Origin of the sequence: Novosphingobium kaempferiae, from assembly GCF_021227995.1 — a bacterium.
In the GTDB taxonomy this organism is placed as follows: Bacteria; Pseudomonadota; Alphaproteobacteria; order Sphingomonadales; family Sphingomonadaceae; genus Novosphingobium; species Novosphingobium kaempferiae.
The window spans coordinates 2,120,995-2,147,848 of sequence record NZ_CP089301.1; the positions used below are offsets into that span (position 1 = coordinate 2,120,995).

Below are 26,854 nucleotides of genomic sequence, written 5' to 3' on the forward strand. Positions count from 1 at the left end.
CGGCTGTCTTTAGGGAAGTGCTCGCGGCAGCGCGCGCGCAGCGCGGTGGGCTGGTCACGGCCAGCGGTCCCGGGGCGAGCCCGGGACGACGACGAACGCAGCAGACACACGAAAACGCCCGCTGGCGAGTGCGGGCTTTACGCCGGGGGAAGATCGACAGGCGGACCGAGGATAACATCGGGTCGGCGTCGTGAGCGTCCGACTGGGACGCGGGGGTTTTGTTTCCACAGCGCGTTGCGAGTGGCCGGGTAGGTGCGGAGAGCAGCCCGGCTCGACCTGTATTCCATCGGACCTGTCCGGTATGACCGACGTTGGGGTTCGCGTCGGTGCCGGTCATGGGACTTCCGGGAGAGCCGCTCCCAGGCCGAGATACTCGGTTGGGGGAACGGCCGGGCCAGAGCCTAGAGGACGGTCCGGGTCTTCGATTGGACACCGTGGTGCGTAGCTACGGCTTGATACCGCATCCCGGCCCACGACGCCGACCCGATACACCGCCGAACCCTTGTACGTCAGGCTCGGCGGATGCTGGGCCATATAACCTATTTGGCGATATTTGTCAAGCCAACCCCATCGCCCGTGCGCAGGCAGGGGCCCATCAGGTCTCTCGCCACGACACCTTGCTCGCCGCAAGGAGGCGAGTCTGGGATGGGCCCCTGCCTGCGCAGGGGCGACGGGAGGTGGAATCATCCAGCCCCGCCCGTAACCCCCAGCAGCGCCTCGACCTCCCGCGCCACCGCAATCAGCCTCCGATCCGCGTAGCGAGGCGCGACCAGTGAGACGCCGATGGGCATGCCGCCCTCCCCGCGCGCCAGCGGCAGGTTGACGACGGGCGCATGGAGCAGGGTCCAGGGCTGGTTGAACTTCGGCTCACCCGGCGACCGGCCCAGTGGCGCGATGCCGGGAGCGCTCGGGGCAAGCACGGCGTCGAGGCCGTCGATGGCGCGTTCGAAGCTCACGCGCGCCACGGCGGCACGGTCATGCGCCTCGCGCAGCCGCCGGTCGGAGAACTGCGAGAGCGCTTCGACCCGCAGGTGGAAATCGGCGTGCAGCAGGTCCGGCCGCGTGCGTGCGAGGTTGAGGAACGCCGCCGCGCCTTCGCGGAACAGGATCGCGCGGTGATCGTCGTTGAGGTGCTCGAACTCCGGCAGCGCGGGGATTTCGACCACGTCGATCCCGGCCCGCGCCATGGCGGCGGCCACACCGTCGAAGGCAGCCTTGCCGTCGGGCGCGATCTCGTCCCACCATGGCGTGCGAAACATGCCGATACGCAGGCGGCCCGGCCCCACCGGCGTCGGCGCAGCAAGGCCGTAGACCGCGCAGACCCGGTCGATCATGGCGAGGTCGCGCGCGTACCAGCCCACGGTATCGAGGCTGTTGGCGTAAGTCTTCACCCCCTCGCGGCTGACGAGGCCCCAACTCGGCTTGAAGCCGTGGATGCCGCAGAAGCTTGCCGGGCGGATGGTCGAGCCGCCGGTCTGCGTGGCGAGCGCCAGCGGCACATGGCCGTCCGCGACCGCCGCCGCCGACCCGGCCGAGGAGCCGCCGGGGGTGCGCGTCAGGTCATGCGGGTTGGCGCTGGCGGCATTGCGCCCCGCCGCCGCGAACTCGGTGGTGTCGGTCTTGCCGAGGATCACCGCCCCCGCCGCACGCAGGGTGGCGACGCAGGGCGCGTCGTCGCCCGGCATATGCCCGGAGAACAGCGGCGAATTGTGCGTCAGCGGCATGCCCCTGACCGCGATCACGTCCTTCACGCCGACACAGACCCCGTGCAGCGCGCCTTTCGCCTCCGCCGCATCCAGCGCGTTGGCCGCCGCCAGCGCATCCGCATCGTCGACATGCAGCCACGCCCGGACGAGCGCATCGCGCGCGCCGATGCGTTGCAATGCAGCATGGACATTCGCGGTCGCGGAGGCGTAGGGCGGCTGGACCATGGAAAGACGGCTCCTGAGCGGGCGCCACGGTGGCGCGGTATCGCATGACTGTGACTTCCCGCTTGGCTCGTGTAAAGCATTACATTATGCAGTGCAGCAATGACCTCCGCAGCAACCACCCCTGACGCGCGAGTCCCGGCGGCGCCCTCGATCGTCTCGGCCCTCGCGACGACGACGACGATACAGATCCTCTCGACGATGACCGCGCTCGCGCTCACCGGGATCGCGCCGCTCGTCGCGGGCCAGTTCGGCCTCGCGCCGCACTACGTCGGCTACCAGATCAGCGTGATCTACGCGGCGGGCATCTTCGCCTCGGCGGTGGCGGGCACGCTGATCCAGCATCGCGGGCCGGTGCAGGTGGAGCAGCTGGCGCTCGCGTGCTTCGGCACCGCGCTGCTGCTGCTGACGAGCGCGAGCGCGGGGCTGGCGCTGCTCGCCTCCATCGTGATCGGTATCGGCTACGGCGTGCAGAACCCTGCCTCTGCACAGATCCTCGGCGCGGTGACGCCGCCGCATCGCCGCTCGCTCATCTTCTCGATCAAGCAGGCGGGCGTTCCGATTGGCGGGGTACTGGCCAGCCTGATGATCCCGGCGCTTACCTCCGCGATGGGCTGGCGCACCACTTTCGTCGCCAGCGCGATTGCGTGCTTCGCGATGATCGGTGTCCTGGCGATCAAGGGCGGGCCCGAGCGCCCCGCCCGCCCGGCGACGATCTCGCTGTGGCGCAACTTCGTCTTCGAGCAGCGCCTCGTCTGGGGCAAGGCGCCGCTGCGGGCGCTGGCGCTGCTGGGGCTGCTCTATTCCTCGCTCCAGCTCTCGCTGTCCGCCTTCGCGGTCATCATGCTGGTGGAGCATGGCTGGTCGCTGGTCGAGGCGGGCCTTGTCGCGGGCGCGATCCAGGGCTGCGGCGCGCTTGGGCGCGTGTCGTGGGGAGGGCTCGGCGACCGCTTCGGCGGCTTTGCCGTGCTCGCGGTGATCGGCGCGATCTCGACCGCGTGCATGATCGCGCTGTGGCAGCTCGACGCGCTGCCCGTTGCGGTGCAGGTCATGGTGCTGTGCCTGTTCGGCTTCTGCATGAGCGGGTGGAACGGTGTGGTCATGGCCGAATGCACCCACCACTGCGCGCCGGAGGACGCGGGCCGGGTGATCGGCGGCGCGCTCGTCTACACATTCATCGGTGTGATGATCGGCCCTGCTGCGATGGCGACCATCTACGGCGTCTGCGGTGACTACGGCACCAGTTTCCTGCTGGTGAGCTGGGTTGCGGCGCTGGGCGCGCTGCTTTCAGCACGTGCCGCGCTGCGCGGCTGATCGATCCACGCGATGTCGCCCGCGAAGAAGCTTTCCAGCGTCCAGCGCTTGGCCTCCGCGTCGGTCAGCTGGTGCGAGCGCGGATCGCGCGTTGCGGGTGACGCGCCGGGGCCGGTCGAGCGGTATTCCGCGTAATAGGCGGTGTCGAGCGTGCGCGAACGGTCCGGATACCACTCCCGCCAACCAGCCGGTTCGATCGGGGCCTCCATCCGCGTACCGAGCCAGATCACGCGGGCATAGGGCCGCCACGCCCTGCCGAGGAAGATGTTGCGCGCCTGCGGGTCCGCCGTCAGCACGCAGTCGCTGAGCACGAAGGCGCTGTCCTCGTCCGGCGCGTTGCGGCTCTGCGCGGTGTAGAACACGTTGTCGCGCCTGAGGCCGTGAAGCTGGCAGCGCTCGAACCAGGCCTTGGCGTTGCCGAACACGAAATCGACGTGCCCCTCTACATAACAGTCGCGGAAGACCTGACGGCTGCGCGCACCCTCCGGCCGGGCGAGGTAGAGGGTGTCCTGCGTGCTCAGGATGCGGACGCGCGTGAACACCGCGCGGTCGCCCGAGACGGAGAGCGCCACCGCCTGCGCATTGGGATGCGCGGGATCGCGCGACCAGTCGTTGGCGATCGTCAGGTTCTCCGCCCGGAACCCGTCGGCGGCGATGTGGACGCTGGGGGTGCGGTAGGTATTGCCTACCGTGATCGAGCTGTCGCCGTAGACGATCGACACCTTGTCCGGCCCGCTGCCGATGCCGACGAGATGGACGTCATCCTTCGATATCCAGAGCTTCTCCCGGTACTCGCCGGGGTCGATGCGCACTTCGCCGCCCTGTGCAGGCAAAGCCGCGACAGCCGCGCCGACGCTGCGGAAGGCGCCGGGTGCATCGGGCGAGACGCGCACGGTCTTCGCGGCGACCGGGCCCATGCCACCGAACGTCAGCGCGAGGAACGCCAGCACCATCATCGCGTATCGGATCATGCCTGCTCCTCTCCCGGCGGTCCTGGCCGCCTCGCACCCGATTTGTAAATTCAAGTCGCGATTCGTCAACTGCTCGACCACCATTATGGCGCAATCTTCGAGTTTACCAGTTTACAACAACCTGACGCGCTCTTAAGCCTGCGAGCGGGAGAACGATCAGCGAGAACCGTCCGTGGCACTCGACCGCCGCACATTCATGAATGCGGGCCTCAAGGCCGGGTGCCTCGCCGCGCTGACTGCAGGGACACCGTTGCGCGCGGGCGCCTCGCGCCCGGGCCCGCTGGCCGTGCTCGACTACGCCCGTTTCGCCCACCACGTCGAACGCTTCAACGCGATGGAGCCCGAGCGGCCGCTGAACCTCGTGCCCAACGCGCAGGCATGGGACTGGATTGCCGAACACGCGCCCGCGTTCGAATGCCCCGATGCGCAGGTAGAGGAAATCTACTGGTATCGCTGGTGGACGTTCCGCAAGGCGCTCGTCCGCACGCCGGAAGGGCGCGTGGCCGCCATGGAATTCTATGGCCGCGCGCCGGTCAGCAGCGCCGTCGGGCATCACCTGATGGAAAGCCGCTGGCTGCGCGATCGCGCCGTGGCGCAGGACATCCTGCTCTACTGGCTGCGCGGCGGCACCGATGGCTCACCTCCGAAGGACGAGTTCAAGTACAGCGGATGGACCATCTGGGCGGCCTACCAGCGCTGGCTCGTCACCGGCGACACTGCCGGGCTCGCCGCGATGTTCGACGACTTCGCCCGCTACTACGAGGGCTGGGAACGGTTGCGGATGAACGCGGACGGCTCGTTCTGGCAGTTCGACGTGCGCGACGCGATGGAGGAATCGATCAGCGGCTCGCGCCGGGACCGCAACCTGCGCCCGCCACTCAACAGCTACATGTACGGCAACGCCGTCGCCATGGCGAAGATCGCGCGGCTGACCGGCCGCGCGGCGCTCGCACCAATGTACGAAGGCAAGGCGAAGACCCTGCGCGACATCGTGCAGGACCGGCTGTGGGACGAGCAGGCCCAGTTCTTCAAGGTCCGCTACGTCCACCCCGGCGCGGCGGACGACGATACCCTGTGCGACGCGCGCGAGGAGATCGGCTTCATCCCGTGGTACTTCGACCTGCCCGACGCCGGGCGCGGCTACGAAGCGGCATGGGCGCAACTGGCCGACCCGCAGGGATTCGGGGCGCCCCACGGCATCCTCACCGCCGAACGGCGGCACCCGCGCTTCCGCTACAGCTTCGCCGCCGCCTGCGAATGGAACGGGCCGGTCTGGCCTTTCGCGACCTCGCAGACGCTCACCGCGCTCGCCAATGTGCTGTGCTCGGGCCGTCCGGCCCCGGTCTCGGCGCGCGATTACTTCCATGCGCTGCGCACGTACGCCCGCTCGCAGTACCGCGACGGCAAGCCCTACATCGGCGAGTATCTGGACGGCGAGACCGGGCTCTGGCTGCACAAGGATCTGGAGCGCGGGCGGTACTACAACCACTCGACCTACTGCGATCTCGTCATCAACGGCCTCGTAGGGCTGCGTCCCGAGCCCGGCGGCAGGCTGGTGGTGCAACCGCAGGTGCCGCAGGGGTCGTGGGACTGGTTCTGCCTCGACGGCGTGCCGTTCCAGGGCAAGCTGCTGACGGTGCTGTGGGACCGCGACGGATCGCGCTACCGCCGGGGAGCGGGGCTCACGGTGCTGGCGGACGGCGAGCGCATCGCCCGGTCTCGCCGTCTCGAACGCCTCTCGGCGCGGATCGGGTGAGAGGAACGATAGTCATGGATCGGCGACACTTCATTGGCGCCGCAGCTGCGGGCTTCGGCGGCATGGCATCGGCGCGCTTTCCAGCACTGGCGGCGGATGATCCGCTGGCACCCTACCGCACGCCCTACAAGTACAGGAAGCTGGTGCTGGCCGGGTCCGGCGAGAAGGGCACGTTCGACGAGAAGCTGGTGGACTGCCCCTTCGTGTTCTCGCACGAAGGCCGCTTCTTCATGACCTATGTCGGCTGGGACGGCGCGGGCTACCAGACCGGCATCGCGCAGTCGGACGACCTGATCCACTGGCGGCGCAAGGGGGTGATCCTCGCGCGCGATCCGCAGGATCCGATCACGCGCTACAACATCGCCTCCGCCTCGATCCTGCGGGAGAACGACATGCTCTCCCCCGGACGACTCATCAAGGTGGACGGGCACTACGTCTGCGCATGGCACGCCTATCCCGGCGCGGGATACGAGGCGGGCCCGGCGGTGATCGGCCTTGCCTTCAGCAAGGATCTGATGCGCTGGGAAAAGACCCCGCCGATCCTCTTCCCGCAGGACGGCGCAGCGTGGGAGGAAGGCGGACTCTACAAACCCTTCCTGATGCGCGAGGGCGGCACCTACCACCTGTTCTACAACGCCAAGACCAAAGGCGAGCCGTGGCGCGAGCAGACCGGCCTCGCCACCTCGAACGACCTGAAGACATGGCGGCGGCACCCGGCGAGCCCGCTGCTGCGCAACGGCCCGAAAGGCGCGCCGGACGACCGCTTCGCCAGCGACCCGGTAGTGCTGCGCCATCGCGGGCAGTGGGCGATGTTCTATTTCGGCCTCTCCACCGACGGCAAGGCGCGCGACCTGCTCGCGCTGGGCGATGACCTGACCGATTTCCGCAAGGTTCCCGAAGTGCTCGTCGATGCCGGGCCGCCGGGCTCGGTGGACGAGAAGTACGCGCACAAGCCCTCGATCGTGAGCCACCGCGGCGTGCTGCACCACTTCTACTGCGCCGTCAGCGGAAAGTGGCCGGAGGAAGTGCGCGGCATCACCGTGGCGCGCGCGACGCCGTGGTGAGTGAGTGGCTCGTTGCGTCATTCGGTGAGGGGCGTGATGGCGCATCGCTAACTATCGCTTCAAGCACCCAGCGGTCCCGGATCAAGTCCGGGACGACGGATGAAGCCGGGCCAGCTTTTGGACGAGAGTTGCTCAAACAAAACCCCGTCGCCCCTGCGCAGGCAGGGGCCCATCAGGTCCATCGCCACGGCACCTTGCTAACGGCAATAGGCGCGGGCGGGATAGGCCCCTGCCTGCGCAGGGGCGACGGGGATGAGTGGTTTGCTGCCATAAGTTCTAGAACAGCTTCTCCATCCGTTCACGGTCATGGTCGAGAAGCCAATCGGCGAAGTCGGTGTGGATTCCATGAAGCTTGGCTGGCTCCAATGCAATCACGTCCATTCCTCGGTCGTCGTAGACATGCAGCATCACGGATTGGAAAGGGTCAAGTAGGAAGGTTACGACCGGAGCGCTCGGATAGATGGGCATCTCGCAGGAAACGGCGTGCCAAAGAATAGTGTCACGAGACAACTTGTCTCGACCCAGATCATAGCTGCGCAGTGTCCATAAATACGCTTCGTCATCTGGATCAGGATAAAGCGTGGCCTGCCATTCGCTTATCAGTGGTCTGTCAAACCCCGCAGACTGCAAGGCAGCAAATCCGTCCGTCACTTCGTCAGGGAGTCCTGCTGGAAATGGCGCCTGCCCATTCCAAGCAACCACTGCCACGCAGTTCTCGGTGAACAGCGCGTCAGTTATGATAGATGCTCGACGATGGGCTTGAAGAAAACGAGGAATTTGCTGGACGGTATTATCGAACTCTTCGCCGCCCAACTCGAACCGCAGGCGAGCCTCCCCGGCGACAAAGTGCGTCGCCCACAGACTCGACCATAGATGTTCAATTGAGACGATATTCATAGAGTTAGGTAGGCAGATGGAACGACAGATTGCAACGTCCGCCATGGGGCGTCTCCGGACCCGCCCTCGCCTATTCCGCCAGCTCGAACAGCGCCACGCCATGCCCGGCGATCCGGCCATCCTTCCAGTCCCCGTCCGCAACCGGCCTCGCCCCGGCAGGCAGCGTGAGCGGATGCTCGCCCGCGCCGTGGTTGATCGCGATGAGCACACGGCGGCCTCTGCCTTCGCGCAGGCCGATCTCGATGTCGGGATGCGCCGACGGCACCGGCGCGCGGACCTTTGCGCCTTCAAGCCACGCGGCTGCGAGTTGCTCCATCGCCGCCGGCTCGATCCATGCGCCGAGGTAGCCGATGCGCCCCTTGCCGAGCTTGCGTGACACCAGCGCCGCCTTGCCATCGAGCCAGCCGCCGGGATCGTCGTATGTCGCCAGAACCTGCGTATCGGGCGCGGTGGGGGTGAGTTCCTCCGCCCAGACCTGCGCGGTGCCCGCAACCGCGCCCTTGATCCCGACCTTGGCGTCGAGGGCGTAGAACTGCTCCACCCGCGCGCCCAGAACATCGGCGAGCGGACCGGGCTGGCGCTGCGGCCAGAGCGCGTTGGCATCGTCCTTCATCCCCGAGCGCGGGCCGAGCAGGAGGTGCCCGCCATCCCGCACATAGGCCTCCAGCCGCCGCGCCTGCGCGGCGGTGAGGACGTTGAGGCTCGGCGCGACGACCAGCCGATAGGCGGAAAGGTCATCGTCGGGCGAGACGATCTCCACGCCCTGCGACGCCGTGCGGAAGGGACGGTAGAAATCGGTGAAGGCTTTGATCGGCTCGAAATCGCGGCTGTGCCGCTGAAGGTCGATCGCCCAGCGACTGTCGAACGAGTAGATCATCGCGACCTTGGCGACCGGCCGCGTATCGGCGAGCAGCGGCGCGGCTGTCGTCAGCTCGCGCGCCGTCTTCGCGATCTCGGCACGGATCGGATTGGGCGCGCCGTCCTGCCCGAGGATCGCGCCGTGGTAGGTCTCCTGCCCGTTGGCGGCGCTGCGCCACTGCCAGTAGAGCACCGCGTCGGCCCCGTGCAGCACCGCCTGCCACGCCATCTCGCGCACCTGCCCGGGATCGAGCGCGCGGTTGACCGGGGCCCAGTCGACGCGGCCGGGCTGCGTCTCCATCAGCCAGAAGTTGCAGTGCCTGTACCCGCGCACGAGATCGTGGTTGGCCCCGTTCGCCACCCAGTCCGCGCGGCCGTTCTGGATGTAGTTGTCCCACGCCGCCACATCGAGCCCGCGGTGCATCGCGAAATGGTCGAACCCCGCGTTCCAGAACATCGTATTGGTGGTGACGAAGGCGCGCCGGTCGATCAGCGGGCGGATCGCCGTGGCCTGGTTCTGGACGTAGTCGATCCATGTGGCCGTGGTGAAGTGCCGGAAGTCGAGCAGCAGGCCGGGGTTCTGCTGCCCGGTCGCGTGGAGCGGCACCTGATCGAAACTGTCGTAGTGCTGGCTCCAGTACTGCGTCGCCCAGCGCCGGTTGAGCACGTCGATCGAGCCGTAGCGCTGTTGCAGGAAGCCGTGCCAGGCGGCGACTGCCTCGGCATCGAACGAGGGCGGGCCGACCTCGTTGTCGATCTGCCAGCCGACCACCGCCGGATCGCGGCCATAGCGCTTGGCCAACTCCTGCGCGATGCGGCGGGCGAACGTGCGGTAGCGGGTGCTCGCGAACGAGAAATGCCGCCGCCCGCCGTGCCCGGCGCGGGCGCCGTCCTCGTCCACGCGCAGGGTGTCCGGGTACTTCTGCGTCAGCCACGCGGGCGGCGCGGCGGTGGGCGTGCCGATGACGATCATCATGCCGTGCCGCTTCGCCGCCGCGACCGCGCGGTCCATCCATGCGAAGTCGAAGCGGCCCTCGGCGGGCTCCATGCGGCTCCATGCGAACTCCCCGATTCGCACGGTGTTGAACCCCGTCTCCTTCATCAGCGCGAGGTCGGTTTCCCAGCGCTCCTCCGGCCACTGCTCGGGATACCACGATACGCCGACGGCCACTGCGGGCTTGTCCGCAAAGCGCGTGGCGCGGGCCGGACAGGCGACATTCTGCGCCATTGCCGGGAGCGACGCGGCAGCCAGCATCGCCCCGATGGGCACCGCCGCCCACAACCGCCTGACACCCATCACCCGCTCCTTGAAATTTGTAATATGATATTGTTAAATGATGACTGAGCGCAAGAGTGCGACAACGGGAATCGGGGACAGGATGCGACTTCAGGATCATCACGAGCACGGACTTTCGCGGCGTAGCTTCATCCATTGCGCCGCCTGCGCGGCGACCGCCGCCTCTGCGGTAGGCGCGCCCGCCATGGCCTTCGCCGCGGCGACGCGCGGCGCGGCGGCAGGCGCGCGCGGCAAGGAAGTGCTTCACGAATTCCCCTATGGCGCGGTCCGGCTGACCGGCGGCGAGATCAAGCGTCACTACGACCATATCCAGGCGCACTACCTCGCGCTCGACAACGACCGCGTGCTCAAGGTCTTCCGCCAGCAGGCGGGTCTCCCCGCGCCCGGCCCGGACATGGGCGGCTGGTACGACAAGGACGGCTTCGTGCCCGGCCTCACCTTCGGCCAGTACATCTCCGGCCTCGCCCGCATCGCCGCGACCACCGGGGACAAGGCCGCCCACGCCAAGGTCGCCGCGCTGGTGCAGGGCTTCGGCGAGTTCATCACTACGACGAAGAACCCATATGCCGGCCCGAAGGCGCAGGAGCAGTGGGCCGCCTACACCATGGACAAGTACGTCGTCGGCCTGATCGATGCTTACCGCCTGTCCGGCGTGGAGCAGGCAAAGGCACTGCTGCCGATCACCATCGAGAAGTGCCGCCCCAACATCTCTCCCGTCTCGCGCGACCGCATCGGCAAGGTCGATCCGCCCTATGACGAGACCTACGTCCTCTCGGAAAACCTGTTCCACGTCGCCGAGATCACCGGGGACGAGAAGTACCGCGCCATGGCGATCCACTACCTGCTCAACAAGGAGTGGTTCGATCCCCTCGCCGCCGGACAGGACATCCTGCCGGGCAAGCACGCCTACAGCCACACGATCGCGCTGAGTTCCGGCGCGCAGGCCTATCTGCACCTCGGCGACGAGAAGTACCGCAAGGCGCTCGTCAACGCGTGGACCTACATGGAACCGCAGCGTTTCGCCTCGGGCGGGTGGGGACCGGAGGAGCAGTTCGTGCCGCTGCATCAGGGCAAGCTGGGCGCCAGCCTCAAGTCGTCCAAGGCGCATTTCGAGACGCCCTGCGGCAGCTTCGCCGACATGAAGCTGGCGCGCTATCTGGTGCGCCTGACCGGCCAGCCGATCTATGGCGACGGGCTGGAGCGCACGCTCTACAACACCATGCTCGCCACCCGCCTGCCCGACAGCGACGGCGGCTATCCGTACTATTCGAACTACGGACCCGCTGCGGAGAAGCTCTACTACCACCAGAAATGGCCGTGCTGCTCGGGCACGCTGGTGCAGGGCGTCGCGGACTACGTGCTGAACCTCTATTTCCATGACGACGACGCGCTGGTGGTGAACATGTTCGCGCCCTCCACCGTCACCTGGGCCCGTCCCGGCGGCGCGGTGAAGGTTGAGCAGGAAACCGCGTACCCGGCACAGGATACGACGCGCCTCACCGTGACCGAGGCAGGCAGCGGCCGCTTCGCCATGAAGCTGCGCATTCCGGCATGGGCGAAGGGCGCGCAGCTCAGCGTCAACGGCACGGCGCAGGCGGTGGAGCCCGGCTCCCTCGCCAGCGTATCGCGCACATGGAAGGCGGGCGACGTGGTTGAACTCACGCTGCCGCAGTCGCTGCGCACGCTCCCCATCGACGATGCCAACCCCGACCTTGCCGCCGTGATGCGCGGGCCGGTGATGTACGTCGGCCTCAACCCGTGGGAGGGGATCGAGCAGCAGCCGCTGGCGCTGCCCTCCGCGCTGGCCCCGGTGCCCGGTTCGGACACCGGCTATGCGATGCAGACGGGCGGGCGCAACCTCGTCTTCGTGCCCTACTTCACGGTCGGGCTGGAGCGCTACAACACCTACTTCAAGGTCGCACGCGCATGAGCGGCACTGTCGAGGCGACCTACTGGATCGAGACCGCCTTCCCGCTGGAACAGGCCGCCGCGACGATGGCGGGGGAGCAGTCCACCGGCACTTTCGTGCGCGTGCCCGGAGAGACCGACGCGCTGCGTGAAGCCCATGCGGCGCGGGTGGTGTCGATCGAGGAACTCGGCGATGCCGAGCGACCCTCGCTGCCCGGATCGGGGCTTCCCAAAACCGGCGACGGCAGGCGGCGGACGGCGCGGGTGACGCTGTCGTGGCCGGTCCACAACTTCGGGCCGTCGCTGCCGAACCTGCTGGCGACGGTGGCCGGCAACCTGTCGGAACTCAAGGCTTTCTCGGGCCTCAAGCTGGTCGACCTGACGCTGCCGCCGGTGTTTCTCGATCGCTATCAGGGGCCGCAGTTCGGCGTTGCGGGCACGCGCGAACTGGCGGGCGTCGACGACCGACCGATGATCGGCACGATCGTCAAGCCGAGCGTCGGCCTCTCGCCCGAAGCCACCGCAGAGCAGGTGCGCACGCTGCTGGATGCGGGCGTGGACTTCGTGAAGGACGACGAGCTTCAGGCCGACGGCCCCGCCTGCCCCTTCGACGCGCGGATCAGCGCGGTCATGCGCGTCATCAACGAACATGCGGAGCGGACCGGCAAGAAGGTCATGTTCGCCGCGAACCTGACCGGCGACATCGACGAGATGCTGGCCCGCCACGACCATGTCCTGCGCGAAGGCGGCACTTGCGTGATGGCGAGCATGAACAGCATCGGCCTGCCCGCGATGAAGGTGTTGCGCGCCCATTCGCAACTGCCGATCCACGGCCACCGCAACGGCTGGGGGATGCTGGGCCGCTCGCCAGCCATCGGCATGAGCTTCGTCGCGTACCAGAAGCTGTGGCGCCTCGCCGGGATCGACCACACCCACGTCAACGGCATCGACAACAAGTTCTGCGAGGAGAACGAGAGCGTCATCGCCTCCGCCCGTGAATGCCTTACCCCGATGTTCGACCCGCCGCATCCGGGCTGCGAGGTCATGCCGGTGTTCTCCTCCGGCCAGTCCGCGCGGCAGGTTCCGGCTACTTATGCGGCGCTGGGATCGACCGACCTGATCTTCGCGGCAGGCGGCGGCATCATGGCGCATCCGGGCGGCCCGGCGGCGGGCGTGCGGGCGCTGCGGCAGGCGTGGGACGCGGCGGTGGCGGGCGTGGACCTTGCCGACGCGGCGAGCCAGGCCCCCGAACTGCGCGACGCGCTGTCCGCTTTCGCGGCCTGATGGAGCGCCTGCTCTACGCCTTCTACGGCGACGATTTCACCGGATCGACCGACGTTCTGGAGCAGCTTGCCGAGGGCGGCGTCCCGGCGATCCTGTTCCTGCGCCAGCCCGACGCGGCGCTGCTGGCGCGTTTTCCCGATGTCCGCGCCATCGGCATGGCGGGGGACGCGCGCAGCCGCTCGCCGGAGTGGATGGACGCGAACCTGCCGCCCGCCTTCGCGGCGCTGGGCACCAGTGGCGCTCCGGTGGTGCATTACAAGACCTGCTCCACCTTCGACAGCAGCCCGCAGGTCGGCTCCATTGGCCGCGCGCTGGAGATCGGGCAGGCGGCGCTGGGCGGCGTGGTGCCGATCCTGATCGGCGCGCCGCACCTTGGCCGCTACCTCCTGTTCGGCAACCTTTTCGCGACGGCCGGGGGCGTGGTCCACCGCATCGACCGGCACCCGACGATGGCGCGCCATCCCGTGACGCCGATGGACGAGGCGGACATGCGGCTGCACCTTGCGCGGCAGACCGGGGCGCGGATCGCCCTTGTCCCCATCGACCGGATTCGGGCGGGCGAGGCGGATGCAGACTTCGTAAAAGCGGCGGAAAACGGCGCGGATGCGGTGCTTTTCGACGGGATGGAGGAGGCCGACCTAGCCGCCGTGGGGCAGGTTCTGCTGGGGCATCGTGGCTTTGCCGTGGGGAGTTCCGGTGTGACCCGGGCTCTGATGCTGGGGTGGCGGGCGGCGGGGATCGTGCCGCTGCCGCCGGAGCTGCCTCGGGCCTTGCCGGTGGAGCGGCTGCTGGTGCTGAGCGGAAGCTGTTCGCCGGTCACGGCGACGCAGATCGCGGTGGCCAGGAATGGCGGATTCGCGACGATCCAGGCCGATGTCGCCGCCCTTTCAGCGGGCAGCCTGGTCGAGGAGGAACGCCTCGCCGAGGCCGCTGTGGAGGCGCTGAACGGCGGTCGCGTGGTGGTTCATTCGGCCGAGGGGCCGCTGGGCGAGGATGTGCCTGCCGCCGGGGCTACGGTGGGTGCGGCGCTGGGGCGCGTGGCGTGTCAGGCGGTGCTGCGGACTGGCCTGAAACGGCTGATTTTCGCGGGTGGGGACACCTCCAGCCACGGCGTCGCGCAGATGGGGATCGACGCGCTGAGCTGGGCAGCGCCGCTGGAACGCGGCGCGCCGCTGGTCCGCGCCCATGCGCAGGAGCCTGCACTGAACGGCACAGAGCTTGTACTGAAGGGGGGACAGATGGGCTCAGCGGGCTTCTTCGAGGTCGTGATGCGCGGCGGATAGCGGTTCGGCCGGAGCCTTCTGGTCGAACCCCTTCGTGCAGTCGATCCGGGCGAACAATACCGCCGCCACCAGCACCATCGCCGCCACCCCCTGCACCGGCAGGTCGTAGTTCCCGGTCGCGCCGATCGTGTAGCCGATCACCACCGTGCAGACGAACCCGCCGAGGTTGCCGGCGGTGTTCATCACACCGCTGGCGGTGCCGCCGTAACGCCCGCCGATCGACATGCACATCGCCCAGGCCGAGGGCAGCATCAGGTCCATCACCCCGAACGCCGCGCCCGCCAGCACCACGACGAGCAGCTTGCTTTCCACCAGGCTCATCAGCACCAGCAGCAGCGCCGTCGTCGCGAGGCAGAGGCTGGCGATGCGGCTGTAGGCGCGGCGGATGCCGATGCGTTCGGCGAGCCGGTCACACAGCACGCCGCCCGCAAGGTTGGCGACGATGCCGAGCAGGAACGGGATCGAGCCGTAGAGCCCCATCTCCGCCACGGTGAAGTGCGCGCCGTTGACCATCCAGGTCGGGAACCAGTTGAAGAAGAACCAGCTTCCGAAGGCGTAGAAGCAGTAGGCCACCGCGATCAGCCAGAGCTGCGGCAGCGAGAGCAGCGCGCGCCATGGCGTGCCGCTGTGGCCGCCGCCTGAATCGCCGCCGATCTCGGCGACTTCGGCGGCGCTGATCCCCGGCTGCTCGGCAGGTCGGTCATGGTAGAAAGCGCGCCACGCCAGCGCCCAGCCGAAGCCGATCACGCCCAGCACCACGAAGACCGCGCGCCAGCCGAACTGCGCCTGCAACGGCACCAGCAGCAGCGGGGCGAGCGCACCGCCGAAGCGGCTGGCCGCCCAGATCACGCCCTGCCCGCGCGCCCGCTCGCGCGCCGGAAGCCAGCGGTAGAGCACGCCCGACATGTTGGGGTAGGCCCCCGCCGCGCCGAGGCCGAACAGGAACCGCGCCCCCGTCAGCTGCCAGAAATTGCGGCACAGCGCAGTCGCCGCCGTAAAGACCGACCACCACAGCGTGATCCGCGTCAGCTCCTTGCGGTAGCCGTGCCTGTCCCCCAGCGCGCCGGAGGGCACTTCGAACACGGCATAGGCGATGACGTAGGCGCCCAGCACCCAGCCCCACTGCTCGGGGGTGATCGCCAGTTCCTTCTGCACCGCAGGGCCGGTGACCGCGATCGCCATGCGGTCGAGGAAGGTGATGACCGACAGGACGCCGAGCAGCCCGACGACGGCATGGCGCTTCTTCACCGGGCCAGCCCTGCCAGCACGTCGCGCGCCCGCTCGACACCGAGTTCGGGGCTGGTGAAGACCGGCGCGGCCACCGCGCCCTCGGGCAAGGCCGCCAGGGCGCGCGCCATCGACGCCTGCGCGAAGAGGATCGCGTCCATCCCCGCCATGGCCCCGGTCAGCGCCTCGCCGACGATGCGGTCGTGCGTCTCGCCGTCGCCCGCCATCACCGCGTCGAACGCGCCTTCGCAGACGTGGGGCACGATCTCGATCTCGCGCCCGGCCTCCTTCGCGACCCGCTCGACCAGCGCCGCCGTCGGGCCTAGCGTGGTCGAGAGCGTGGCGAGCACGCCGACGCGCGTTCCCGCCGCCACCGCCTTCTCCGCCATGGGCCGGTCGACGCGCAGCACCGGGCGGTCGTGCAGCTGGGCCGCGATGTCCACCGCCGAGCCGATCGAGGAGCAGGTGACGAGCGTGGCATCGGCCCCGGCATCGAAGGTGGCGGTCACGAGATCGATCAGCCGCCGCATCGTCGGCTTTTCCAGATGGCCCACCGCGATGGTGTTCTTGATGAGGCTCTCGTCCACGAAATGCAGCACGCGCACGCCGGGGATGATCCGCGCGGTCAGTTCGTTGAACAGCGGACTGAGCGAGGGGGAAGTGTGGAGTAGGGCCAGGGTCTGCATCATGTCTCTCCCGAATGCGTGAATTGCGTAAGGCTCAGTCCGCCCCGAAGCTGATGCGCAGGGCGTAGGGCATGGCGTCCGCACCGGCCGGCGGCAGCGTCACGCGCAGGCCCTCGGGCGTCTGGCGCCACGGCACCTCGCCATGGCCCAGCAGCTCGATCCGCGCGATCGGACGGGTGAGGTAGGGCGTGCCGGTGAACAGCGTCTTCACCAGCACCGCGCCGTCGGCGGGCCGGGCAAGGCCCATGGCATAGAGCCGCCCGTCCCTGGTGGTGAAGCGGATGTCGGCGGGCGTGAAGGCGGTCAGCTTGCCTTCGGAGAACTGCCCCGCCTGCCGCACATGGCCCGACTTGGTGGGCCCCTCGCCGAAGTAGAGGAACGGGCGGGTGCCGTAGATCGCCTCTCCATTGACCTTCAGCCAGCCGCCCATGCCGCGCAGCACAGCCGCGATCTCGTCCGGGATCGTCCCGTCGGCCTTCGGCCCGACGTTGAGCAGCAGGTTGCCGTTCTTCGACACGATGTCGATCAGGTCGGCGACCAGCGATTCCGGCGTGCGGTAGCTGTCCCCCTGCGTGTAGCCCCAGCTCTTGATCGAAACCGAGGTGTCGGATTGCCACGGGGTCAGCTTCAGCGCGTCGGTCTTGCCGCGCTCGATGTCGAACAGCGCGCTCCCTTCCGCGAACTGCGATCCCTTGTAGGCGATGATCCCCGGCGCCTTCCACGCGGCGGAGCGGTTGTAGTAATAGGCCGCCGCATCGCGCATCAGCGGCTCGAAGCCGGGCGCGGAGGTCCACCAGTCGAGGTAGATCAGCTCGGGCCGGTACTTGTCGATCAGTTCGGAGGTGCGCGCCGTCCAGTCGTCGAGGAAGGCGCGGTCGGGCGGGCTCCAGTTCTGGAGCAGGTCGCTGTCGGGCCAGCCGTCCGCCTTGTCCGCAGGCAGGCCCGTGGGCGCGGCGGGGCCGTAGAGCCCGGCATTGGCCGGATCGCCGACGTCGGAGGCGAAGGTGCGGCCCTTGTGATACCACCACCAGTGTTCGGCCCGGTGCGAGGACAGGCCGAAGTGCAGACCGCGCGCCCGCGCGGCGCGGGCGATCTCCCCGGTCACGTCGCGGCGCGGCCCCATGTCGGCGGCGTCCCAGCGGGTGAGGTCGGATGCGTACATGGCGAAGCCGTCGCAATGCTCGGCCACCGGCACGACGTAGCGCGCACCCGCATCGGCAAAGAGCGCGACCCACGCGGCGGGATCGAACTTCTCCGCGCGGAACATCGGGATGAAGTCCTTGTAGCCGAACTTGTCCGGCGGCCCGTAAGTCTCGACGTGATGCCGGTAGGCGGCATTGCCCGGCACGTACATGTTGCGCGAGTACCACTCGTTCCCGAAGGCCGGGACCGAGTAGACGCCCCAGTGGATGAAGATGCCGAACTTGGCGTCGCGGAACCATTCGGGCGTGCGGTAGGCGCGCAGCGAGTCCCAGTCCGGGCGGAACGGCCCCTGCGCCGCGCCCTTGCGCACCATGGCGACGCGCTTCGCCACTGCCGCCGCGTCCGTATCCATCGGCAGCGGCGCGCGCAGGTCGGGCGTCTGCGCCGGGGCAGTCGTCGCTGCCGAAAGGGCGAGCGCGGCGGCGAGCAGGCGGGCCTTCATCGTTTCGCACTCCGTTGCAGCACAGCGACCCCTTCGGCGCCAAGCGTGACCGCCTGCCTGCGGCCGCCTTCGAGTACGTCGGTCATCGGTTCAGGCAGCGTGACCGTGCGCGGTTCCTGCCCGTGGTTGACCAGCACCACGACCGAGCGCCCGTCGCCCTCGCGCGTCATCAGTTCCACGCCCTCGGGCACGGCGAAGTCGCGGGCGACGCCCGCGCCGGTCAGCGCATCGTCGATCAGTGTCTTCATCAGCCCCTTGTCGATCAGCGCGCCGACGTAGGTGATGCGACCCTTGCCGACCTTGCGGGTGATCGCCGCGGCATGGCCGTCGAGCCAGCCGTTGGCCTTGCCGTAGCGCAGCAGCACCTGCGCGTCCGGGGCCTTGGGCGTCAGGTCTTCGGCCCAGATCGTCGCCTTGCCCGCGCCGACCGCGACCGGCTCGTCGAGGGCGTAGAACTGCTCCACCTGCCCGCCGAGCAGGTCCGCCAGCGGGCCCGGCTGGCGGCGCGGCTGGAGTCGGTCGAACGCATCGCGCTGGCCGGAACGGGGGCCGAGGATGAGGTGCCCGCCGCCCTGCACGAACGCGGTGAGGCGCGCCGCCGTCGCCTCGTCGATCACCGCCAGGCTGGGCGCGACGACGAGGCGGTAACTCTCCAGCGGCCCGGCCGCCTCTACGATGTTGACGCTGCCCAGCGCGTCCTTGAGCGGGGCGTAGTAGTCGAGCAGGACGGCGATCTGGTCGTAGTCCTTGTGGTGGAGCTGGAAGTCGATCGACCAGCGGCTCGGGTAATCCTGCAGGATCGCGACGGGCGAGACCGGGGTGGTCCCCGCCAGCACCGGCGCGGCCTTCGCCATCTCGCGTCCGATGCGGCTCACTTCGGCATAGATCGGCAGCGGCGCGCCGTCCGGGCCGAGGATCGATCCGTGCATCGTCTCCTGCCCGTTCAGCGCGTTGCGCCACTGCCAGTAGAGGATGCCGTCGGCGCCGTGGCCGATCGCCTGCCACGCCATCGCTCGCGTCTCGCCGGGGTGGAGCATGTTGCTGACCGGCGCCCAGTTCACGAAGCCGGGCTGGATCTCCATCACCCAGAAGTTGCGCCGCTTCCACCCGCGCACGAGGTCGTGGCTGGCCCCGTTGCGGTAGGGCAGGACGTGGCCGGTGCCGACGTAGTTATCCCACGACGCGAAATCGAGGTCGCGGTTGATGGCGTAGCGGTCGAACCGGTTCGCCCAGCCGAGCCCGCCGAGGTTGGTGGTGATGAACTGCGAAGGCAGCGCGGCGCTGCGGATGGCGTCGAGCTGGTTCTTCTGGAACGACACCCACTGGTCGGTGATGAAGCGCTTCTGCTCCAGCATCAGGCCGGGGTTGCCCTTCTCGGTGTTGAAGGGAACCTGCGCCCAGTCCGAGTAGGTCTGCGACCAGTACTGCGTGGTCCAGGCGTCGTTGAGCCGGTCGAGCGTACCGTAGCGGGCCTTGAGCCACCCCACCCACGCGGCCTTCGCGGCGGGATCGTAGCTCTCGTCGGTGTACTCGTTGCCGATCTGCCAGCCGATGACGTTGGGCTCGCGCCCCAGCGCCTGCGCCATGCGGGTGACGACATCGCGGCTGAGGCGGCGGTAGTGCGGGTCGGAGATCGAGAACTGCCGCCGACCGCCGTGGCCGAGCCGCCTGCCCTCCCCGTCGACGCGCAGCACCTCGGGATACTTCTGCGTCATCCACGCGGGCGGCGTGTCGGTGGGCGTGCCGACGACGACGCGGATGCCGTGCTTGCCGGCCAGCCGCACCGCACGGACCAGCCAGTCCATGTCGTAGGCGCCCTCGGACGGCTCCATCCGCGCCCACGCGAACTCGCCGATGCGCACCACATTGGCGCCGTGCGCGCGCATGAGGCGCAGGTCTTCGTCCCAGCGCTCCTCCGGCCACTGCTCCGGATACCAGGCCGAGCCCAGCCACAAGCTGTCGAACTGCGCCTGCCCGTTGGCGGCGGAAGCCCCCTCGGCAGGTGCGGCAAGGGCCTGGGAACCCGGCGACAGCGACAGCAGAACAGCGCCCAGAACGGCCCTCAGCCGCGCTGTCCGCACCCGATCAAGCCGCCCCTTGCCGCCCGTCATGCCCGCCACTCCGCAAATTCGTATTATTGTATGATATTTCTTGTATGATGGCTATTGCCGTGACTAAGGAGTGTCAACCGCTTTGATCGGGCGGAGCCATGACCGGACCGATTGTCGTTTGAAGACAATCGGTTGATGGTCGGGAGAACAGGAGAGGGGGCGTCATGAAGCGCGCGATGCTGGGATGGCTGGCGGCGGGGGCCGCGCTGGCTACGTCGGGCCTGACGCCGGTCTGCGCCCAGCAGGCGCCCGATCCGGCCACCTTCCGCGACCCTCCCCCGGACACCCGGCCGCAGACGCTCTACTTCTGGATGAACGGCAACGTCACGCGCGAGGGGATCGACGCCGACCTCGAGGCGATGGCGAAGGCGGGCCTCGGCGGCGTGCTGGTGTTCGACGGCAGCGACGACGTGCCCAAGGGACCGGTCGACTACCTCAGCCCCGAATGGCTCGGCCTGATGACGCACATGATGCGCAAGGCGGGCGACCTCGGCCTTCAGGTCGGGATGCACAACGCGCCCGGCTGGTCGTCGAGCGGCGGGCCGTGGATCGCGCCCGCGCAGGCGATGCAGCAGATCGTCTGGACCGAGACCACCGTCGCAGGCGGCGCGCGCGTCCGCCGCGCCCTGCCCCGGCCCTACACCAAGCTCGGCTACTACCGCGACGCCGCGGTGATCGCCTTCCCCGCCTCCGACGCCGACGACGCCCATTACCGCGAGGCCATCGCCGCGACGAGCGCGGGCGATCCAGCCACCCTGACCGACCGCGACCTTGCGACCACCACCCGCATCGCCCCCGACCGGCCGCTGGTCGTCACCATGCGCGCACCCTTCACCGCGCAGGCGCTTACGCTCTACGCCGCGAAGTCCGTACCGGCCTTTTCCGCCACACTCGAAAGCTCCGACGACGGCCAGCGCTGGACGCGGGTGGGCAAGGTCTCGGTAGCCGCCGAGCGCGGGATCGAGGCGCCCGGCTCGATCAACTTCCCCGCCGTCACCGCCCGCCGCTTCCGCATCACGCCCTCCGCGCCGGTCCTGCTGGCCGAGGCGCTGCTCCACGCCGCCCCCCGCATCGCCGACTGGGACGTGAAGGCCGAGCACGGCTTCCGCATGGGCGCGACCGCGGAACCCGGCGCCGACGACCTCGCCCGCTTCGCCATCGACCCGGCCAAGGTGATCGACCTCTCCGGCAGGGTGGACGCCGCCGGAATGCTCGACTGGGCCGCGCCGCCGGGCCGCTGGACCATCCTGCGCCTCGGCCATACGCCGACCGGCAAGCTCAACGTCGCCGCATCCGACGCCGGGCGCGGGCTGGAAGTGGACAAGCTGAGCACGCAGGCGGTCGACCACCAGTTCGAAAGCAGCGTCGCGCACGTGCTCGCCGCCGCCGGACCGATGGCGGGCAGGGCCTTCGCCAACCTTGAGATCGACAGCTACGAGGCAGGCCTCCAGAACTGGACGCCCGGCCTCCCCGCCGATTTCGCCCGCCGCAACGGCTATGCCCTGCTGCCCTACCTGCCGGTCCTGACCGGGCGCGTGGTCGGCGATGCGGCGACTTCGGACAAGGTGCTGTTCGACTTCCGCCGCACGTTGGCGGACATGATGGCGGACAACTACTACGGCCGGATGCAAACCCGCGCCAATGCGGCAGGCCTGCGCTTCCATGTCGAGGGCTACGGCCCCGGTCCGTTCGACGCGCTGCAGGTCAGCGGCCGCGCGCAGGTGCCGATGACCGAGTTCTGGACCCGCACGCCCTGGACGGACAACCGCACCGTGCGCATGGTTTCCTCCGCCGCGCACGTCTACGGTCGCAACGTGGTGGCGGCGGAGGCCTTCACCGGGGAGGCGCAGACGAGCCGCTGGCTCGACTATCCCTATGCGATGAAGACGCTGGGCGACCAGATGTTCGCGCAGGGGTTCAACCAGGTCTTCTTCCACCGCTACGCCCACCAGCCGGACCCGCTGGCCGAGCCGGGCATGGTGATGGGGCCATGGGGCATCAACCTCGACCGGACGAATACGTGGTTCGCCCAGAGCCGCCCATGGATGACCTACCTCGCGCGCAGCCAGTACATGCTGCGGCAGGGACATAACGTCGCCGACATCCTGTTCTTCGTGGGGGAGGACAGCCCCAACCAGTCCGAATACGTGCGGCCCGACGTCTCGCCCGACGCCAACCCGCGCATCGGGCGGCACTTCACGCCGGGCATCCCGGAGGGCCACACCTACGACCTCGTCAACGCCGAAGTCCTGCTGACCCGCGCGGCGGTGAAGGACGGGCGCGTGGTGCTGCCCGACGGCGCGAGCTACGCCCTGCTCGCCTTCGCCGACGACATGACGGCGCTGACGCCCGAACTCGTCGCGCGGCTGCGCCTGCTGGTGGAGCAGGGCATGGTCCTGCGCGCACCCCGCCCCACTCGCTCGCCCACGCTAAGGGGGGACGCCGCCCGGTTCGCGGCGGACGTCGAGGCGCTCTGGGGCGCGGGCGGCACCGCGCCGCGCAAAGTGGGCAAGGGGAAGGTCTATCCCTCTGGTCCGATCGCCGATGCGCTCGCGGCCTCCGGTGTCGGGCCGGACGTGAGGTGTCAGACGGCCTCTCCCGACGGGCAGGTCGTCTGGCTCCATCGGCAGGTGCCGCAGGGCGAGGTCTACTTCCTCGCCAATCGCCAGCGCCGCGCCGAGCGGGCGACATGTACCTTCCGCGTCTCCGGCAAGGCCCCGGTGCTGTGGGATGCGGAAACCGGCGCGGTGACGCGCCCTGCGATCTACGACGCGGACGGATCGGGCACGCGCCTAGCGCTCGACCTCTCGCCCGCCGGGTCGATCTTCGTCAGCTTCCTCGAACCTGCGGGTGGCGCGAAGCCGGTAACGTGGGCAGCGCTTGACGGGCAGCGCTTCGCCGATACCGCCCTCGCCACGCCGGTGCCCGAAGCGCCCTCGGACAGCTTCACGCTCTCGATCTGGGCCAAGCCCGACATCGACCTGCGCGTCATGCCGAAGGAATCCGCCAAGGGCCGCATCGACGAGACCGGCAAGAACTACCTCGTCAACGCCCGCTCCGGCCGGGATATGCATGGCGAGGGCACGGCAGTCGCAGGGCTGGCGGTGGGCCGCAACGGCGCCTTCGTGATCGAGCGCGGATCGCCCGACGACGTGCCCGCCGTCCTCGTCGCGCGGCGGCCCATCGCGGGCTGGAGCCACTTCGCGCTCGTCTACGACAAGGGCGTGCCCAGCCTCTACATCGACGGCAAGCTGGCGCGCACCGGCCCGCGCAGCACCCGCCGCGTCTTCGCCGGAGGGTCGGACCGCCCCTCCCCCAGCGGCGTCACCTACTTCTTCGAAGGCAATGCGGGGCCCCTGCGCACCGACACCCACGCGCTCTCCGCCGAGGACATCGCGCGCGAGGCGGCGGCAGGCCCGCCCGCCCCCGCCTTCGACGCGAGCCCGGCGGACGTGACCCGCACGGCGGACGGCAAGCTGTACCTGCTGGCTCGCGAAAGCGGACGCTACACCACCGATGCGGGCCACCGGCTCGATGCGAACGTGCCCGCGCCGCGCGCGGTGGCGGGGCCGTGGCGCGTCACCTTCCAGCCCGGACGCGGCGCGCCCGATGCGATCACGCTGGCCGAGCCCGCCTCGCTCAGCCGCCATCCCGATCCCGCCGTGCGGCACTTCTCCGGCACCGCCACTTACGAGGCTTCCATTCAGGTGCCCACCGGGCTGCTGCGCAAGGGCCTGCGCGCCTACCTCGATCTCGGACGGGTGGAAGTGCTCTCCGGCGTGAAGGTGAACGGGCGCGACCTCGGCGTCGTCTGGAAGGAGCCCTACCGCATCGACGTCACCGACGTGCTTCATGCGGGCACGAACAGCGTGTCGCTGGCGGTGACGAACCTCTGGGCCAACCGCATGATCGGCGATGCCGCTTTGCCCGAGGAAGGCCGCTTCACCGACGATGCCGACTGGGCCGTGGGCGAGCGCGTCGATACCGCTGGCAAGGTGCGCCCGGTCATGGCCCGCCGCATCGCCGAACTGCCGGACTGGTACAGGGCGGGCAAGGCCAAGCCGCCCACCCCGGACCAGTCCGGCCGCGTCACCTTCACGCCCTGGACCTTCTTCGACAGGGACGAGGCCCTGCCCGATTCCGGCCTGCTCGGCCCCGTAAGACTTCTGTTCGCACGCGAGTACGACCTGAAATGACGCACCCCGACTGAAAGATCAGCCCCATGGCAATCCCGCAGCGATCCGGCTTCGCCGCCTACCTGAGACCGGCCTCCTCCACGCACGACCAGCTTGCGAAAGTGATCGGCGCGGACATCCTCGCGGGTGTCTATCCCCCCGGCGGCAAGCTGCCCTCCGAGCAGGAGATCATCGAGCGCTACGGCATTTCCCGAACGGTGCTGCGCGAGGTGTTCAAGACGCTGACCGCCAAGGGCCTGATCGTCTCGCGCACGCGCGTCGGCACCATGGTGCGCGACCAGCAGCACTGGAACTACTTCGACGCGGACGTACTGGCCTGGCGGGTGAGCCTTGGCATGGACGACGAATTCCGGCGCGGCATCGCCGAAGCGCGCATCGCGGTGGAGGCCCGCGCCGCCGAACTCGCCGCGCTGCACGCCAGCGAAGCGGACATCGCCGCGCTGCGCGGTGCCGTGGCCGACATGCGCGCGGCGGTCGGCTCGCGCCAGCAGTTCGCAGAGGCCGACCTCGCGTTCCACAAGGCGGTGGGGGCCGCCTCGGGCAACTTCCTGCTCAACGCCTTCTCCACCGTCACCGAAGTGGCGCTGGTCGCCTCGTTCCTCATGCTGCCGCTGGAGGAAGACGACATGCACGAGGAAACCGTGCTGCGCCACGAACGCGTGGTCGACGCGATCGCGGCGGGCGCGGCGGCGGAGGCGGGCCGACTGATGAGCGAGATCATCGACTTCGGCGCCGCCAAGGTCGCCCGCAGCCTGTCGCGGCCGGGCGACCAGGAACCCCTCAGACCTTAGTCAGCCGCACCGCGATCCACGGCTTGCCGGGCAGTTCGACGGTCGGGCGCGCGGGGTCGTGGAAGTCGTAGTCGCTGTGCCGCTGCATCGTGAACACGCCCTCGGCCGGGGTCACGGTCATGTTCCAGGTGTCGATCACATCCAGCTTGTAGCTGTTCATCGGCTGGCCCTTGCGGCCGGGCAGCACCACCGGCCACTGCGTCGGCGTCTCCGCGCCGAAGTAGTGGAGGTAGTATTCGAAGGGCTTGCCGGCGATGTGGTAGTTCCACCAGGTCTGGATCGGCTCGATGCCCGGAACCGGGCCTTCCTCCATGATCCGGCGCAGGAAGGCGAGGCGCGGCGGGCTGGTGCCCACCAGCTTGCCGCCCTGCCCCAGCCACGAATAGTCGGCGTTCTGCTTCTGGTCGAACGTCTCGCTGTGGCCGACGTAAGTGCCGCCCATGAGGCCCCACCAGAACCGCTCCACCAGCTGCTCGCCGGTAAGGTTGCCCCAGCGCAGCTTCGAATTGCCCTCGTAGCAGACCTCGTCGAAGATCACCGGCTTGAGGCCGAAGTTGCGGTGCAACTCCGCCCGCACGTCGTCCAGCACCGCCGCGCCGTTCTGGATGCTGCTATGCGTGATCCACGGCTTGCGGTTGTCGTAGTAGACGTCGATCTGGTGGATCGAGCGCAGCCGGTCGTGCGGGTCGATCGCCTGCAGGGTCTCAAGCAGGTGATCCCAGTCCTCCATGGTCTTGGTCTTCACCGCGTCGTACTCGTTGGCCATCGACCACCACACGTTGCGGTACGCGCCGAAGCGGGCGACGACGTAGCGCAGGTATCGCTCGTCGTCGGCGCGCTTCATGTCGGAATAGCCGCGCTTCTCGTCGTAAGGGTGGAACAGGATGACGTCCGCTTCGATGCCGAGCTGGCCGAGCCTGACGATGCGGTCCTCGAACCGGCGGAAATACTCGGGATCGAAGCGCGTTGAATCCCAGTCGGCCAGCCCCTTGCCGGTGCGCACGAAGGGATTGGTCGCCACCGATTCGACATTCGGGAACACCAGCATGCGCATCTTGTTGAACGGCGCGGCCTTGAGCGTCGCCAGCGTCTCGGCGCACTTCGCCTCGGACTGGAGCGCCCAGGAATAGCAGGTCGTGCCCATCTGGCGGAACGGCGTGCCGTCGGCATAGGCGAAGTGGTACTTCTCGACGACGCCCACCGGACCGTGGTTGCCCGCCGAGGGCGCGACGCACTCGAAGCTGCCCGACTTGTCGCTGAGCGCCGCCGCGCTGCTCTGCGTGGTCCACTGCCAGCGCCCGGTCTCGGGCGGACTGAAGCGCACGCGATAGACCCCCTCGCCATCGTAGAAGCCCGGAACCCGGACGGTGCGACGCCCATCCGTGAACGCGGCGGAGAAGCGCACGTCGTCGAAGGGATTGCCAGTGGACGGGCCGTTGAGCGCCAGCTCGAACAGGCCCCAGCGCTCGACCTGCGAAGGCGGCGGGGTCTGCGCCGAGAGCGGTCCGGCGACGGCCACCGCGCCCAGCGTGGCGGCCCCCGTCAACATGCTGCGCCGTGAAACCTCCACTGTCGTCTCCCTCTTCCCGATGCCTTCGAAGGCCCATCTTTCGCGGCGCGGCCAAACAGTGCTGGCCG

17 protein-coding genes are annotated in these 26,854 nt (G+C 69.0%); 8 read left to right on the forward strand and 9 right to left on the reverse strand.

Translation table 11 applies throughout. The features are described 5' to 3' along the window. Window positions 1–683: 683 nt before the first annotated feature. Entirely contained in the window at window positions 684–1,931 is a 1,248-nt protein-coding gene (locus LO787_RS09725; RefSeq protein WP_232495629.1) for an amidase, read from the reverse strand. A gap of 99 nt (window positions 1,932–2,030) precedes the next feature. Between LO787_RS09725 and LO787_RS09730 the strand changes: the two genes are divergently transcribed. After that, complete coding sequence (locus tag LO787_RS09730) at window positions 2,031–3,242, forward strand: MFS transporter (protein ID WP_232495630.1); 1,212 nt, start codon at window positions 2,031–2,033, stop codon at window positions 3,240–3,242. Here LO787_RS09730 and LO787_RS09735 read toward each other — a convergent pair. Then, entirely contained in the window at window positions 3,161–4,213 is a 1,053-nt protein-coding gene (locus LO787_RS09735; protein ID WP_232495631.1) for a pectinesterase family protein, read from the reverse strand. The two genes, LO787_RS09730 and LO787_RS09735, sit on opposite strands and share 82 nt — an antisense overlap. Before the next feature lie 172 nt (window positions 4,214–4,385). On the opposite strand from LO787_RS09735, the gene LO787_RS09740 reads away from it, so the two are divergent. Together LO787_RS09740 and LO787_RS09745 are read left to right on the forward strand one after the other, a co-directional pair. Further along, a complete protein-coding gene (locus LO787_RS09740; RefSeq protein WP_232495632.1) occupies window positions 4,386–5,969 on the forward strand; it encodes an MGH1-like glycoside hydrolase domain-containing protein in 1,584 nt (527 codons plus the stop codon). Window positions 5,970–5,983: 14 nt separating this feature from the next. After that, complete coding sequence (locus LO787_RS09745) at window positions 5,984–7,033, forward strand: glycoside hydrolase family protein (protein WP_232495633.1); 1,050 nt, start codon at window positions 5,984–5,986, stop codon at window positions 7,031–7,033. 276 nt (window positions 7,034–7,309) lie between these two features. On the opposite strand, the gene LO787_RS09750 is transcribed toward LO787_RS09745, so the two are convergent. After that, window positions 7,310–7,930: a DUF3885 domain-containing protein gene (locus tag LO787_RS09750; protein WP_232495634.1), complete on the reverse strand. Its 621-nt coding sequence runs from the start codon at window positions 7,928–7,930 to the stop codon at window positions 7,310–7,312. Between the two features lie 70 nt (window positions 7,931–8,000). Further along, entirely contained in the window at window positions 8,001–10,085 is a 2,085-nt protein-coding gene (locus LO787_RS09755) for a beta-galactosidase (protein ID WP_232495635.1), read from the reverse strand. An 82-nt stretch (window positions 10,086–10,167) separates the two neighbouring features. Here LO787_RS09755 and LO787_RS09760 point away from each other — a divergent pair, with 82 nt between their 5' ends. The 3 genes from LO787_RS09760 to LO787_RS09770 are packed head-to-tail and all read left to right on the forward strand — an operon-like array spanning window position 10,168 to window position 14,560. Then, window positions 10,168–12,015, forward strand: coding sequence for a beta-L-arabinofuranosidase domain-containing protein (locus tag LO787_RS09760; RefSeq protein WP_232495636.1), 1,848 nt, complete (start codon window positions 10,168–10,170; stop codon window positions 12,013–12,015). Continuing rightward, on the forward strand, window positions 12,012–13,277 hold the full coding sequence (locus LO787_RS09765; RefSeq protein ID WP_232495637.1) for a ribulose-bisphosphate carboxylase large subunit family protein: 1,266 nt from the start codon (window positions 12,012–12,014) through the stop codon (window positions 13,275–13,277). The genes LO787_RS09760 and LO787_RS09765 overlap by 4 nt, the downstream gene beginning before the upstream one ends. Further along, window positions 13,277–14,560, forward strand: a complete 1,284-nt coding sequence (locus LO787_RS09770) for a four-carbon acid sugar kinase family protein (RefSeq protein ID WP_232495638.1) — start codon at window positions 13,277–13,279, stop codon at window positions 14,558–14,560. The genes LO787_RS09765 and LO787_RS09770 overlap by 1 nt, the downstream gene beginning before the upstream one ends. Here the strand turns inward: LO787_RS09770 and LO787_RS09775 are convergent. The 4 genes from LO787_RS09775 to LO787_RS09790 are packed head-to-tail and all read right to left on the reverse strand — an operon-like array spanning window position 14,522 to window position 20,229. Then, entirely contained in the window at window positions 14,522–15,808 is a 1,287-nt protein-coding gene (locus LO787_RS09775) for an MFS transporter (protein ID WP_232495639.1), read from the reverse strand. The genes LO787_RS09770 and LO787_RS09775 overlap by 39 nt on opposite strands. Continuing rightward, entirely contained in the window at window positions 15,805–16,476 is a 672-nt protein-coding gene (locus tag LO787_RS09780) for an aspartate/glutamate racemase family protein (protein WP_232495640.1), read from the reverse strand. The genes LO787_RS09775 and LO787_RS09780 overlap by 4 nt, the downstream gene beginning before the upstream one ends. A gap of 31 nt (window positions 16,477–16,507) precedes the next feature. Next, window positions 16,508–18,118, reverse strand: a complete 1,611-nt coding sequence (locus LO787_RS09785; RefSeq protein WP_232495641.1) for an alpha-L-fucosidase — start codon at window positions 18,116–18,118, stop codon at window positions 16,508–16,510. After that, on the reverse strand, window positions 18,115–20,229 hold the full coding sequence (locus LO787_RS09790) for a beta-galactosidase (RefSeq protein WP_232495642.1): 2,115 nt from the start codon (window positions 20,227–20,229) through the stop codon (window positions 18,115–18,117). Before LO787_RS09790 ends, LO787_RS09785 begins: the two co-directional genes overlap by 4 nt. A 164-nt stretch (window positions 20,230–20,393) precedes the next feature. Here LO787_RS09790 and LO787_RS09795 point away from each other — a divergent pair, with 164 nt between their 5' ends. Beyond that, the gene (locus LO787_RS09795) at window positions 20,394–24,425 is read left to right on the forward strand and encodes a glycosyl hydrolase (protein WP_232495643.1); all 4,032 of its coding nucleotides are present in this window, start codon (window positions 20,394–20,396) and stop codon (window positions 24,423–24,425) included. A gap of 26 nt (window positions 24,426–24,451) precedes the next feature. Beyond that, entirely contained in the window at window positions 24,452–25,216 is a 765-nt protein-coding gene (locus tag LO787_RS09800; RefSeq protein WP_232495644.1) for a FadR/GntR family transcriptional regulator, read from the forward strand. Here LO787_RS09800 and LO787_RS09805 read toward each other — a convergent pair. Further along, complete coding sequence (locus tag LO787_RS09805) at window positions 25,206–26,765, reverse strand: DUF5060 domain-containing protein (protein ID WP_232495645.1); 1,560 nt, start codon at window positions 26,763–26,765, stop codon at window positions 25,206–25,208. The two genes, LO787_RS09800 and LO787_RS09805, sit on opposite strands and share 11 nt — an antisense overlap. Window positions 26,766–26,854: the final 89 nt, after the last annotated feature.

Excerpts from the sequence above, each read along its gene's own strand:
- LO787_RS09725 (WP_232495629.1), bottom strand. The coding sequence starts at position 1,931 with ATGGTCCAGCCGCCCTACGCCTCCGCGACCGCGAATGTCCATGCTGCA.
- LO787_RS09730 (WP_232495630.1), top strand. The coding sequence starts at position 2,031 with ATGACCTCCGCAGCAACCACCCCTGACGCGCGAGTCCCGGCGGCGCCC.
- LO787_RS09735 (WP_232495631.1), bottom strand. The coding sequence starts at position 4,213 with ATGATCCGATACGCGATGATGGTGCTGGCGTTCCTCGCGCTGACGTTC.
- LO787_RS09745 (WP_232495633.1), top strand. The coding sequence starts at position 5,984 with ATGGATCGGCGACACTTCATTGGCGCCGCAGCTGCGGGCTTCGGCGGC.
- LO787_RS09750 (WP_232495634.1), bottom strand. The coding sequence starts at position 7,930 with ATGAATATCGTCTCAATTGAACATCTATGGTCGAGTCTGTGGGCGACG.
- LO787_RS09755 (WP_232495635.1), bottom strand. The coding sequence starts at position 10,085 with ATGGGTGTCAGGCGGTTGTGGGCGGCGGTGCCCATCGGGGCGATGCTG.
- LO787_RS09760 (WP_232495636.1), top strand. The coding sequence starts at position 10,168 with ATGCGACTTCAGGATCATCACGAGCACGGACTTTCGCGGCGTAGCTTC.
- LO787_RS09765 (WP_232495637.1), top strand. The coding sequence starts at position 12,012 with ATGAGCGGCACTGTCGAGGCGACCTACTGGATCGAGACCGCCTTCCCG.
- LO787_RS09770 (WP_232495638.1), top strand. The coding sequence starts at position 13,277 with ATGGAGCGCCTGCTCTACGCCTTCTACGGCGACGATTTCACCGGATCG.
- LO787_RS09780 (WP_232495640.1), bottom strand. The coding sequence starts at position 16,476 with ATGATGCAGACCCTGGCCCTACTCCACACTTCCCCCTCGCTCAGTCCG.
- LO787_RS09785 (WP_232495641.1), bottom strand. The coding sequence starts at position 18,118 with ATGAAGGCCCGCCTGCTCGCCGCCGCGCTCGCCCTTTCGGCAGCGACG.
- LO787_RS09790 (WP_232495642.1), bottom strand. The coding sequence starts at position 20,229 with ATGACGGGCGGCAAGGGGCGGCTTGATCGGGTGCGGACAGCGCGGCTG.
- LO787_RS09795 (WP_232495643.1), top strand. The coding sequence starts at position 20,394 with ATGAAGCGCGCGATGCTGGGATGGCTGGCGGCGGGGGCCGCGCTGGCT.
- LO787_RS09800 (WP_232495644.1), top strand. The coding sequence starts at position 24,452 with ATGGCAATCCCGCAGCGATCCGGCTTCGCCGCCTACCTGAGACCGGCC.
- LO787_RS09805 (WP_232495645.1), bottom strand. The coding sequence starts at position 26,765 with ATGTTGACGGGGGCCGCCACGCTGGGCGCGGTGGCCGTCGCCGGACCG.